11 protein-coding genes and 1 pseudogene are annotated in these 11,706 nt (G+C 68.8%); 7 read left to right on the top strand and 5 right to left on the bottom strand.

Annotation, left to right across the window (positions count from 1 at the left end):
- Positions 1–2 precede the first annotated feature (2 nt).
- From QM693_RS24580 to QM693_RS24550, 7 genes are all read left to right on the top strand, one after another.
- On the top strand, positions 3–869 hold the full coding sequence (locus QM693_RS24580) for a ribokinase (RefSeq protein ID WP_283353672.1): 867 nt from the start codon (positions 3–5) through the stop codon (positions 867–869).
- Between the two features lie 58 nt (positions 870–927).
- Positions 928–3,027: a RecQ family ATP-dependent DNA helicase gene (locus tag QM693_RS24575; protein ID WP_283353671.1), complete on the top strand. Its 2,100-nt coding sequence runs from the start codon at positions 928–930 to the stop codon at positions 3,025–3,027.
- A 151-nt stretch (positions 3,028–3,178) separates the two neighbouring features.
- Positions 3,179–3,691 (top strand): diaminobutyrate acetyltransferase, encoded by a 513-nt coding sequence (ectA, locus tag QM693_RS24570; RefSeq protein ID WP_009474013.1) that lies wholly within the window; start codon positions 3,179–3,181, stop codon positions 3,689–3,691.
- Positions 3,692–3,718: 27 nt separating this feature from the next.
- Complete coding sequence (gene ectB / locus QM693_RS24565; RefSeq protein WP_283353670.1) at positions 3,719–4,981, top strand: diaminobutyrate--2-oxoglutarate transaminase; 1,263 nt, start codon at positions 3,719–3,721, stop codon at positions 4,979–4,981.
- A 19-nt stretch (positions 4,982–5,000) separates the two neighbouring features.
- Entirely contained in the window at positions 5,001–5,399 is a 399-nt protein-coding gene (locus QM693_RS24560) for an ectoine synthase (RefSeq protein ID WP_005248060.1), read from the top strand.
- A gap of 10 nt (positions 5,400–5,409) precedes the next feature.
- Positions 5,410–6,345 (top strand): D-isomer specific 2-hydroxyacid dehydrogenase family protein, encoded by a 936-nt coding sequence (locus QM693_RS24555; RefSeq protein ID WP_105415006.1) that lies wholly within the window; start codon positions 5,410–5,412, stop codon positions 6,343–6,345.
- A gap of 21 nt (positions 6,346–6,366) precedes the next feature.
- Positions 6,367–7,194: an NAD-dependent protein deacetylase gene (locus tag QM693_RS24550; RefSeq protein WP_283353669.1), complete on the top strand. Its 828-nt coding sequence runs from the start codon at positions 6,367–6,369 to the stop codon at positions 7,192–7,194.
- 3 nt (positions 7,195–7,197) lie between these two features.
- On the opposite strand, the gene proB is transcribed toward QM693_RS24550, so the two are convergent.
- The 5 genes and pseudogenes from proB to QM693_RS24525 form a co-directional block, all read right to left on the bottom strand.
- Entirely contained in the window at positions 7,198–8,298 is a 1,101-nt protein-coding gene (gene proB, locus QM693_RS24545) for a glutamate 5-kinase (protein ID WP_283353668.1), read from the bottom strand.
- Positions 8,295–9,755, bottom strand: coding sequence for a GTPase ObgE (gene obgE / locus QM693_RS24540; RefSeq protein ID WP_283353667.1), 1,461 nt, complete (start codon positions 9,753–9,755; stop codon positions 8,295–8,297). The genes proB and obgE overlap by 4 nt, the downstream gene beginning before the upstream one ends.
- Positions 9,756–9,897: 142 nt before the next feature.
- Positions 9,898–10,161 carry a 50S ribosomal protein L27 gene (gene rpmA, locus QM693_RS24535; protein ID WP_005248077.1) on the bottom strand — a complete coding sequence of 88 codons (264 nt, stop codon included), beginning with the start codon at positions 10,159–10,161 and terminating at the stop codon, positions 9,898–9,900.
- A 42-nt stretch (positions 10,162–10,203) separates the two neighbouring features.
- Positions 10,204–10,515 carry a 50S ribosomal protein L21 gene (gene rplU, locus QM693_RS24530; RefSeq protein WP_005248081.1) on the bottom strand — a complete coding sequence of 104 codons (312 nt, stop codon included), beginning with the start codon at positions 10,513–10,515 and terminating at the stop codon, positions 10,204–10,206.
- A gap of 206 nt (positions 10,516–10,721) precedes the next feature.
- Positions 10,722–11,706 (bottom strand): annotated as a pseudogene (locus QM693_RS24525) (ribonuclease E/G); the annotation flags it as partial.

Below are 11,706 nucleotides of genomic sequence, written 5' to 3'. Positions count from 1 at the left end.
GTATGTCCGCTCCCAGGGTCGCCGTGGTCGGCAGCGTCAACATGGACCTACTGACCGCGACCGAACGGTTGCCCGCGCCGGGAGAGACGATCCTGGGCAGCGCCTTTGCCGCCACCCCCGGCGGCAAGGGCGCCAACCAGGCGATCGCGGCCGCGAGGGCCGGCGGAGCCGTGACGTTCATCGGTGCCGTCGGCTCCGACATGTTCGCTCTCGACTTGCGGGAGGCCCTCGTGGACGCCGAGGTCGACACGCGGTACCTGCGTGAGGTGGACGGGCCGAGCGGGATCGCGGCGATCACCGTCGACGCCGCCGGCGAGAACAGCATCGTCGTGGTTCCGGGCGCCAACAGCACCGTGGTGGATCTGACCCCCGCCGAACTCGCGGCCGTCGCGGACGCCGACGTCCTGCTCTGCCAACTCGAGATCCCCCTGGGCACCGTCGTTGCCGCGGCGGCACACGCCGCGGCACACGACACCGTCGTGATGTTGAATCCGTCACCGGCGCAGTCACTTCCGGCCGAACTCGTCAAGCTGGTCGACGTGCTCCTCCTCAATCAGACCGAGGCGGCGCAACTCGGCGCCGAGGTCACCGGCGCCGTCTCCCACGTCGTGACCACGCTGGGGCCGTCGGGCGCGGACTACGCGGGCAGCGACGGCACAACGCTCCACACCGACTCCTCCGAGGTCGAGGTGGTCGACACGACCGGGGCGGGCGACGCGTTCGCCGGCGCCCTGGCCGTCTCGTGGCGACGCGGGCCCGCGACCGCCGTCCCGTTCGCGTGCACGGCGGGCGCTCTCGCCACCACCCGCCGAGGCGCCTCCACCTCGTCGCCCACCCGTGCCGAGATCGAGGCGGCGCTGCCCGCCTGAGCGAACTCCTGCGGTCGCCCGGATCCTGCGTGTCACCCGTGTCGTGCACCATGGGGGCATGACGACCGCCACCGAACCCGCACTCCGTGACGAGGCCGAACGGCTGCTCCGCGAGCTGGCAGGCGAGCACGCCACCCTCCGCGACGACCAGTGGACGGCGATCGAGGCGCTCGTGGTGGGCCGCAGACGGGCGCTGGTCGTCCAGCGGACCGGCTGGGGCAAGTCGGCGGTCTACTTCATCGCCGCGAAGCTCCTGCGGGCGCACGGGCACGGCCCCACGGTCATCGTGTCGCCGCTCCTGGCACTCATGCGGAACCAGGTGGCCTCGGCCGAGCGGGCGGGCGTGCGCGCCGCCACCATCAATTCCGGGAACGTCACCGAGTGGGACGACATCCACGCTCGGGTCGCCGACAACGAACTGGACGTGCTGCTGGTCAGCCCCGAGCGTCTCAACAATCCCGACTTCCGCGACCAGGTCCTCCCCTCCCTCGCCGCCGACGCGGGCCTCGTCGTGGTCGACGAGGCGCACTGCGTGTCGGACTGGGGTCACGACTTCCGCCCCGACTATCGGCGGATCCGCACACTGATCGCCGAACTGGGCGAGGGCATCCCCGTGCTGGCCACCACGGCCACGGCGAACGACCGCGTCGTCTCCGACGTCTCCACGCAGCTCGGGGTGGGCGGCGCCGAAACCCTCGTCCTCCGCGGCGGCCTCGAACGGGAGTCGCTGCACCTGTCGGTCGTGCAGATTCCGGAGGCCACCGCCCGGGCGGCGTGGCTCGCCCAGAAGCTCGACAGCCTGCCCGGCTCGGGCATCATCTACGCGCTCACCGTGTCGGCGGCGCGGGATCTGGCGAGCCTGCTGTCCGAGCAGGGCCACACGGTCGCCGCGTACACCGGGCAAACCGACGCCGCCGAGCGCGAGACCCTCGAGCAGGACCTGCTCGGCAACCGCGTCAAGGCCCTCGTTGCGACGTCCGCGCTCGGCATGGGGTTCGACAAACCCGACCTGGGGTTCGTCGTGCACCTCGGTGCGCCGTCGTCCCCCATCTCCTACTACCAGCAGGTCGGGCGTGCCGGACGGTCCACCGACCGCGCCGAGGTCATCCTGCTGCCCGGATCCGAGGACAAGCAGATCTGGAGTTATTTCGCGTCCGTGGCGTTCCCACGGGAGCACGTGGTACGCCGGGTGATCGAGGTCCTCGACACCGACCGGCCGCAGTCCACGCAGGCGCTCGAGCCGCTGGTGGAGCTGGGCCGCACCCGGCTGGAGATGGTGTTGAAGGTGCTCGACGTGGACGGGGCCGTCCGCCGGGTGCGCGGCGGCTGGGTGGGCACCGGGGAGCCCTGGACGTACGACGCGGACCGCTACGAGCGCCTCGAACGCGCCCGCGAGTCGGAGCAGCAGGCGATGATCGACTACCAGCGGATCAGCACGTGCCGGATGGCGTTCCTGCGCGAGCAGCTCGACGATCCGGGTCTGGCGGCGGGGACCTCGGAGTGCGGCCGGTGCGACAACTGCACCGGAGTGCGCCACGACGCGACCGTGGACGCCGAGGCGGTGCAACAGACCAGAACGCGTCTCGAGCGCCCAGGCGTGGACCTGGCGCCCCGTAAACAGTGGCCTACGGGCCTCGCGAAGCTCGGCGTGGCGCTGTCCGGGAAGATCACGGACGGCCCCGAACCGGGGCGCGTCCTGGGCCGGCTGTCCGACCTGGGCTGGGGACAGCGGCTGCGTGCCCTGCTCGACGAACCGGACGGACCTGCCCCCGACGCCGTCCTGAAGGCCTGCATCCAGGTGCTGGCCTCCTGGGACTGGGCCGAGCGGCCCACCGCCGTCATGGCGGTCGAATCCGCCACCCATCCCCTTCTGTCGGCGTCGATCGCGGGGCAGCTCGCCGCTGTCGGACGCCTCACCGACCTGGGAGTTCTGCGGCTGCGCCCGGAGCATCCGCCGGTGTCCGCAGCCAACTCCGCCTACCGGGTGGCCGGGCTCGTCGACGCCTGGGAGGTCCCCGACCTTCCTGCCGGCGCCGGACCGGTATTGCTCGTCGACACCCTCACGGACACCGGCTGGACCCTCACGATGGCCGCCCGGACGCTCCGCGCGGCGGGTGCCGCGTCGGTCCTCCCTTTCGCGCTCGCGAGTCTCAAATAGGCGAAGTGTGTCGCTTGCGGTTCACCCAAAAGTTACATAATGTGATGAGCATCACTTTGCACGTCTCACCTGCAAAGCTCCGCCACCTGAACTGTCCAATTTCGCGAGGCACGTGAAATCGAAGGGGATGGTTGTTAGGTTCGAATTTCCAATGACGCCTGTTCAGAAGAGTGCCATCCCGACCACCGCGCCGGACGCGGTGTTGTTCAGAAGTCCAGAGATCACTGACGGAGTCCGGCTCTGGGAGATCGCCAGGAACACGGAAGTGCTCGATCTCAATTCGAGCTACGCATACCTGTTGTGGTGTAGAGATTTCAGCCGCTCGTCGGTCGTCGCAGTCGTCGACGAGCGCGTCGTGGGATTCGTATCGGGCTTCATCCGCCCCGAATCCCCAGCGACGCTGTTCGTCTGGCAAGTCGCCGTAGACGCAGACCAGCGCGGCAAGGGAATTGCAGGTCGCATGCTGAGCGCGCTGCTCGACCGACTTGCACCCGAAGGGATTACCCATCTCGAAACGACGATCAGCCCCGACAACGAGGCCTCGATCGCGCTGTTCACAGCATTGGCGCGTCGCCGAGATACGGCGATCAACAAGCAAGAACTGTTCTCCCCTAACGATTTTCCCGATGGACACGAAGCCGAAGATCTGTACACGATCGGCTAAGAGCATGCCCCGGAGGAATGCAGCAACATGACTAACTTCGATACGAACATCTTCGACAACCTCGAATCCGAGGTTCGCAGCTACAGCCGCGGCTGGCCCGCCGTCTTCGAGTCGGCGTCCGGATCGTGGATCCGTGACGAGAACGGCCGCGACTACCTCGACTTCTTCGCCGGTGCCGGTTCGCTGAACTACGGCCACAACAACCCGGTCCTGAAGTCGGCGCTCGTCGACTACATCGTCAGCGACGGCATCACGCACGGTCTCGACATGTCGACCGTGGCCAAACGCGACCTGCTCCAGACCTTCCAGGACAAGATCCTCAAACCCCGCGGTCTCGACTACAAGGTCCAGTTCCCCGGCCCCACCGGCACCAACACGGTCGAGGCCGCACTGAAACTGGCGCGCAAGGTGACGGGTCGTTCGTCGATCATCAACTTCACCAACGCTTTCCACGGCATGACGCTCGGCGCCCTGTCGGTCACCGGTAACTCGATGAAGCGCGCCGGCGCCGGAATCCCGCTGGTGCACGCCACCCCGATGCCGTTCGACAACTACTTCGACGGAGTCACCGAGGACTTCCACTGGTTCCGCCGCGTGCTCGACGACTCGGGCAGTGGCCTGAACCGTCCGGCCGCCGTGATCGTCGAGACCGTGCAGGGTGAGGGCGGCGTCAACGTCGCCCGCGCAGAGTGGCTGCGCGCCCTCGCGGACCTGTGCGCCGAGCGCGAAATCCTGCTGATCGTCGACGACGTCCAGATGGGCTGCGGACGCACCGGACCGTTCTTCTCCTTCGAGGTCGCCGGCATCACCCCGGACATCGTCTGCCTGTCGAAGTCGATCAGCGGCTACGGCCTCCCGATGGCGCTGACGCTGTTCAAGCGTGAGCTCGACGTGTGGGGCCCGGGCGAGCACAACGGCACGTTCCGTGGCAACAACCCGGCGTTCGTCACGTCGAAGGTGGCCCTGGACCACTACTGGTCCGACGACACCCTTCACAAGACGACGCTGACCAAGGGCGAGAAGATCCACCAGGCGTTCACCGATCTGGCCAACCAGTTCGACGGGTCCGTCTCCACCCGCGGTCGCGGCCTCGTCCAGGGTCTCGTGTTCGACGAGCCGGAGAACGCGGGCAAGGTCTGCAAGCTCGCCTTCGACGAGGGCCTGCTCGCGGAGACCTCCGGACCGTCGGACGAGGTGGTCAAGCTCCTGCCGGCGCTCACCATCACCGACGAGGAACTGGACCACGGACTCGCGATTCTCGCCGACGCCACCGGCAAGGTTTGCAGCTAGAGAGAGGACTGACACTCACATGATCGTTCGTACCACCGCAGAAATCACCGACACCGAGCGCGACATCACCAGCGAGGACGGAAACTGGCGCAGCAAGCGCATCATCCTCGGCGGCGACAAAGTGGGCTTCTCGTTCCACGAGACCACGATCAAAGCGGGCTCGGTCAACGAGTTCCACTACGCCAACCACGTCGAGGCCGTCTGGCTCGTCGAGGGAACCGGCAAGTTGATCGACCTCGACAACGACAAGGTCTACGAACTCGGCCCCGGTTCGATGTACCTGCTCAACGGTCACGAGCGTCACCGTGTCGAGCCCGACACCGAAATGCGCATGCTGTGCGTGTTCAACCCGCCCGTCACCGGGCGTGAGGTCCACGACGAAAACGGTGTCTACCCGTTGATCGAGGTTCCCGCGTAAGTTCGACCCCATGGCCGACGACGCTGCTGTTCCAGCTATAGCCATCGGACCCGCCCCGGACCCGCTCCTCGAGGATGCGGTGCGCCGGGGCGGTGCCCGTGTGGCCCCCCTCGACTCCGCGGACGCCCTGGTCTGGACCACGGGTCCGATCGGGTTCCCGGACCCGCTTCCCGAGAACATCCGCTGGGTGCAGTTGAACTCCGCGGGTGTCGAGGAGTGGTTCGCCGCGAAGGTGATCAGACCCGACACCACCGTGCTGTGGACGTCGGCGGCGGGCGCGTTCGCCGCCACCGTCGCCGAGCACGCGCTGACGCTGCTGCTGGCCGGGGTGCGGGCACTCCCGGAGCACCTCGAGGCGAAGACCTGGCGCCAGCAGGAGTTCTATTCGAAGATCGGCACCCTACGGGGCACCACCGTGGCCATCGTCGGTGCCGGCGGAATCGGCCGGGCACTGATCCCGATGCTCGCGGGCGTCGGGGCCGACGTCATCGCGGTCAATCGCTCCGGCAGCCCGGTGCCGGGCGCGATCGAGACGCTTCCCACCACCCGCCTGGGCGAGGTGTGGGCCCGCGCGGATCACTTCGTGATCGGGGCTCCCGCCACCGACGCCACGCACCATCTGGTCGGGGCGGCGGAATTCGCGCAGATGAAGCCGACCGCGTGGGTGATCAACGTCGCGCGCGGCTCGCTCGTTCACACCAATGCACTGGTGAAAGCGCTGCGGGACAACACGATTGGCGGAGCGGGACTCGACGTCACCGATCCCGAGCCGCTTCCCGACGGCCACCCGCTGTGGGATCTGCCCAACGTGATCATCACCCCCCACGATTCCAACCCGCCGTCGGTGCGCCCCCCGGCATTCGCCGAGCACGTCGCGCTGAACGTCACCCGCTTCGTCGCCGGTGAGAATCTCACCGCTCTGATCGATCCTGTCGTCGGGTACTGAGCCGGCGCTACCCTGGAGTGCGTGTTCGCCCGACTGATCGACGTACTCGGTGGCCGGCGCCTGTGTGTGATCACCGGCGCCGGCATTTCGACGGATTCCGGGATACCCGATTACCGGGGTCCGGATTCGCCACCGCGCAATCCCATGACGTACCAGCAGTTCACCGGTGATCCCGATTTCCGCCGCCACTATTGGGCGCGGAACCACCTCGGCTGGCGCCACATGGACGCCGCCCGGCCCAACACCGGCCACCGCGCCCTGGCGGGGCTCGAGCGGGCGGGTGCCGCGAGTGCCGTCATCACCCAGAACGTCGACCTGCTGCACACCAAGGCAGGCAGTCGCCGGGTGATCGACCTGCACGGCACGTACGCCCAGGTCCGGTGCCTGACGTGCGGCACCCTGATCTCGCGGGCCACGCTCGCCGACCGGCTCGAGCGCGCGAACCCCGGTTTCGCCGAAACCGTCGCTGCCGCACAGGGAGTGGAGATCGCACCGGACGCCGACGCGGTGATCACCAGCACCGAGCATTTCCGGATGGTCGACTGCGAGACGTGCGGCGGTCTGCTCAAACCCGACATCGTGTACTTCGGCGAATCCGTCCCGAAACCGAGGGTCGCCGCCGCCTACGACGTGGTCGACGAAGCCGAGGCACTCCTGGTGGCCGGCTCGTCGCTCACCGTCATGTCGGGACTGCGGTTCGTCCGGCACGCCGCCAAACGCGGAATCCCCATCGTGATCGTCAACAGGGGCGCCACGCGCGGCGACGAGTTCGCCACCCTCACGCTCCACGCCGGCTGTTCGGAAGCACTCACCGCACTGCTCGACGCGTCCTCCGCGCTGCCCGCGTGACCGTCAGAGCGGCACCAGATCGTCCGCGTGAACGACGGGACGCTGCATCTCCGCGGGCAGTTCCTGGGTCGACTTGCCCAGGATGTCGTTGATCTCCGCCGAGTCGTAGGCCACCACTCCCCTGGCCACGGGACGCTCGTCGGGGCCGAGGAGCGACACGACGTCGCCGCCGTAGAACCTTCCCGACACCGCGCTGATCCCCGCGGGCAGCAACGACCGCCGCTTGGTGACGACGGCACGCACAGCGCCCTCGTCGATGTGCAGGATCCCCTGCTCGTCCGCGGCGTGGCGTACCCAGAACTTGCGCGCCGACAACCGCGACGGCCGGGCCGCGAACGCCGTCCCCACCCCGGCGTCCCGCAGCGCTGCCCCGGCGTCCGAGGCGGCGGCGAGCAGCACCGGCACACCGGCATCGGCCGCGAGGCGCGCTGCCGACAGCTTGGACGCCATCCCGCCGGTGCCGAGAGCGCCGCCCGAGCCCGCGACCACCCCGTCGAGATCCTCGGGGCTGTTCACCTCGGGAATCAGCGTGGCATTGCCCTTGCGGGGGTCGCCGTCGTACAGCCCGTCGACATCCGACAGCAGGACCAGGGCATCGGCGCCGACCAGGTGCGCGACGAGCGCCGCGAGCCGGTCGTTGTCACCGAATCGCAGCTCCGCCGTGGCGACGGTGTCGTTCTCGTTGACGATCGCGACCGCGTGCAGCGCGCGCAGACGGTCGAGGGTGCGTTGCGCGTTGCGGTGCTGCGCGCGGCGGGCGATGTCGTCCGCGGTGAGCAGCACCTGCCCGACGGTGCGGCCGTACCGGGCGAACGACGTGCCCCAGGCGTGGGCCAGCGCCAGCTGGCCCACGCTCGCGGCGGCCTGCTTCGTCGCCAGGTCCCGTGGCCGCTTGGTCAGCCCCAGCGGGGCCAGACCCGCACCCACGGCCCCGGACGACACGACGACCACGTCGGAACCGGCACGCATCCGTTCCTCGATCGCATCGGCCAGCGCGTCGAGTCGACCGACGTCGAGCCCGCCGACCAGGCTGGTCAGCGCGGACGATCCGATCTTCACGACAATGCTGCCCGCCGACGCGATCGTGCGCCGGGTGGCGCTCACTGGTCTTCGGGGTCGAGGCCTTCGAGACCGCGACGGACCCTGGATGCGTGCTTGCGTTCGGTCGCGCCGATGCGCTCGACCTGATCCAGACGCGGGTCGGTGCCGCGACCGGTGCGGGTGAGATCGACGCCGGCAGGTGTCTGGGGCTCCCAGTCGAAGCTCACGTTGCCGATCGTGACGGACGCGCCCGGCTCCGCACCCTGCTTGACGAGCTCGGTTTCCACACCGAGCCGCGCGAGGCGGTCGGCGAGGTAACCCACGGCCTCGTCGTTGTCGAACTGCGTCTGCCGCACCCAGCGCTCCGGCCGTGTGCCGCGGACGATGAACCCACCGGGAATCTCGGGGTCGGCGACGACGCTGAAGCTGTTCTCGTTCGAGATCACCGGGCGGATCACCTGACGCTTCGGCTCGGCCTTCGGGTGCGCCTCACGGTAGTCCGCAACCAGCTTCGCGAGCGCGAACGTCAACGGGCGCAATCCCTCTCGGCTGACGGCCGAGATCGTGAAGACCGGCCAGCCGCGGGCCTCGAGGTCAGGGGTGACCATCTCGGCCAGCTCGGCCGCCTCCGGCACGTCCGCCTTGTTCAGAATCACGATGCGCGGCCGGTCCGCGAGGTCACCGAGCCCGGCGTCGCCGGACAGCGCGCCCTTGTACGCGGCGAGTTCCGCCTCGAGTGCGTCGATGTCGGAGATCGGGTCGCGGCCCGGGTCGAGCGTCGCGCAGTCGACGACGTGCGCCAGCACGGCGCACCGCTCGAGGTGGCGCAGGAAGTCCAGTCCGAGCCCGCGGCCGTCGCTCGCGCCGGGGATCAACCCGGGCACGTCGGCCACCGTGAACGTGGTGTCGCCGCTCGACACCACACCGAGGTTCGGCACGAGGGTCGTGAACGGGTAGTCGGCGATCTTCGGCTTCGCCGCCGACAGCACCGACACGAGCGAGGACTTGCCCGCCGACGGGAACCCGACCAGCCCGACATCGGCCACGGACTTCAGTTCGAGGACCAGTTCCCGCTCGACGCCGTCCTCACCGAGGAGCGCGAAACCCGGCGCCTTGCGCGCCTTCGAGGACAGGGCCGCGTTGCCGAGTCCGCCGCGGCCGCCCTGGGCGGCTTCGAAGCGGGTGCCGACGCCGATGAGGTCGGCGAGAATCCGGCCGTCCTCGTCGAGGACGACGGTGCCGTCGGGGACCTTCAGAATCAGGTCGTCGCCCTGGGCGCCGTCACGGTTGCTACCCATCCCCTGCTTGCCGTTGGTGGCCTTCGCGTGGGGGTGGTAATGGAAGTCGAGGAGGGTGTGGACGTTGCCGTCCACCTCGAGCACGACGTCACCGCCACGCCCGCCGTTGCCGCCGTCCGGGCCACCGAGCGGTTTGAACTTCTCCCGGTGTACGGAGGCGCAGCCATTGCCGCCTTTTCCGGCGCTGACGTGCAGCACGACGCGGTCAATGAATCGGGACATGACTGCCGGATCCTTCCTCAGTCAATTGTGTTGATCTCACTCGTGAAAAAACAATAGGGGCGGACCGGGTATCACGACCCAGGTCCGCCCCTATTGGGAGCTTGAAACGTCCCTCACGGGACGATGCATACTCGCGGCAGGACTAGGCCTCTGCCGCCGCCGGAACGATGTTCACGGTCTTGCGTCCACGCTTGGTGCCGAACTCGACGGCACCGGCAGAGAGCGCGAAGAGCGTGTCGTCGCCGCCACGACCGACGTTGACGCCGGGGTGGAAGTGGGTTCCGCGCTGACGCACCAGGATCTCGCCGGCGCTGACGGACTGGCCGCCGAAACGCTTCACGCCGAGTCGCTGAGCATTTGAATCGCGACCGTTACGGGAGCTGGATGCACCCTTCTTATGTGCCATGTTCTTGACCCTCCTCGGGTGAAATCAGCTCTGAAGCTCTAGCTACTTGATGCCGGTGACCTTGAGGACCGTCAGCTTCTGCCTGTGGCCCTGACGCTTGTGGTAGCCGGTCTTGTTCTTGAACTTGTGGATCCGGATCTTCGGGCCCTTGGTGTGCTCGACGACCTCACCCGTGACCGAGATCTTGGCCAGCTTGTCGGCGTCGGTCGTCAGATCGGATCCGTCGACGACGAGAACGGGAGCAAGCGAGACAGCAGTGCCGGGCTCACCCTCGATCTTCTCGACCTTGACGAGGTCACCAACAGCGACCTTGTACTGCTTTCCGCCGGTCTTGACGATCGCGTACGTTGCCATCGGAGGGCTACCCCTTGCTTCTTCGAACTTGCTCGCGCCACAGTGTGCGCGACTGGTCTGGTGTGACGGCTAGCTCGGTCGAGATCGCGCAGCCTTCACAAGTGAGGGCACAGCTGACCTTCATCGCCGAGTAGCGACTGGTCAAGGTTACAGGAAGGCAACCGTTCCGTACAAACCGGCGCCGATTGCCTTCCCGCGCTCCCTCGTCAGTTGTCGGCGTCCACCGGCGGGCCGGCGGGACGTGCCGCCGCCCGGCGACGACGCGGCCTGCGCGGCGCTGCCTGCGAATCCGCGCCGTCGGGCGAGGACGCCGGCGGCGCGCTCACGGCCGACGCCGACATGGCCGGTTCCGGCTCCGGTGCGTGCTCCGCGCCGGTCTCCGATGTCGGGATCACGAACACCGTCCCGGCGCTCGGGGTTTCGGACACCGGCGCCGCCGCTGCCCTCGACACCCGGCGGCTCCTTCGCCGCGGCGGGGCCACCGGCTCCGGCTGGGGCTCGGGCTCGCGCTCCACGACGAGTTCCGGGGTCTCGGCGACCGGAGCCGCTTCGGCCGGCGCGGCTTCGACGGCCGACTCCTCGGCTACAGCCTCTTCGGCCACGGCTTCTTCGACCACAGCTTCCTCGGCGACGGTGTCATCCGCCTCGGGTGCCACGACGGCTTCCGCAGCGACCGCTGCCGGGGCTTCGGCCACGGCTTCTTCGATGCCGGGCAGGTCAGCCGCCGGTGTCTCCGCTTCGGCGGCGACCGGCTGCTCGGGCTCGGGAACCGCCGCGGCGGGCTGCTCGGCGGATTCCGCGTCGTGCCCGCTGTGTGCGTGCGCGGCCTCCTCCTCGTGATGGTGGTGTGCCATCGCGAGAGCGACCGGGTGGGCCCGCTTGACGGTGGCGTCCACCGTCGGGGTCTCCTCGTGCACGGGAGGCTGCGACGTCTCCCCGCCGGACGACTTGTCGCGTCCCCGCTTCTTGCGGGAGCCACCGGAGTCGCCGCCGCGGGACGACCCGCGCGCACCGTTGTCCTCGGAGGTCTTCACCTCGATCGGCTCGGCGTGGACGATGATGCCCCGGCCGTGGCAGTGCTCACACGTCGTCGAGAACGCCTCGACCAGCCCGGTGCCCAGCTTCTTCCGCGTCATCTGGACCAGGCCCAGCGACGTGACCTCGGACACCTGGTGGCGGGTGCGATCCCGG

This window comes from Rhodococcus sp. IEGM 1305 (assembly GCF_030058635.1).
GTDB classification, from domain to species: Bacteria; Actinomycetota; Actinomycetes; order Mycobacteriales; family Mycobacteriaceae; genus Rhodococcus_F; species Rhodococcus_F opacus_D.
Note: the sequence above shows the minus strand (reverse complement) of the source record. Positions and strands in the feature narration are given on the sequence as shown.

Excerpts from the sequence above, each read along its gene's own strand:
- QM693_RS24580 (WP_283353672.1), top strand. The coding sequence starts at position 3 with ATGTCCGCTCCCAGGGTCGCCGTGGTCGGCAGCGTCAACATGGACCTA.
- QM693_RS24575 (WP_283353671.1), top strand. The coding sequence starts at position 928 with ATGACGACCGCCACCGAACCCGCACTCCGTGACGAGGCCGAACGGCTG.
- ectA (WP_009474013.1), top strand. The coding sequence starts at position 3,179 with ATGACGCCTGTTCAGAAGAGTGCCATCCCGACCACCGCGCCGGACGCG.
- ectB (WP_283353670.1), top strand. The coding sequence starts at position 3,719 with ATGACTAACTTCGATACGAACATCTTCGACAACCTCGAATCCGAGGTT.
- QM693_RS24560 (WP_005248060.1), top strand. The coding sequence starts at position 5,001 with ATGATCGTTCGTACCACCGCAGAAATCACCGACACCGAGCGCGACATC.
- QM693_RS24555 (WP_105415006.1), top strand. The coding sequence starts at position 5,410 with ATGGCCGACGACGCTGCTGTTCCAGCTATAGCCATCGGACCCGCCCCG.
- obgE (WP_283353667.1), bottom strand. The coding sequence starts at position 9,755 with ATGTCCCGATTCATTGACCGCGTCGTGCTGCACGTCAGCGCCGGAAAA.
- rpmA (WP_005248077.1), bottom strand. The coding sequence starts at position 10,161 with ATGGCACATAAGAAGGGTGCATCCAGCTCCCGTAACGGTCGCGATTCA.
- rplU (WP_005248081.1), bottom strand. The coding sequence starts at position 10,515 with ATGGCAACGTACGCGATCGTCAAGACCGGCGGAAAGCAGTACAAGGTC.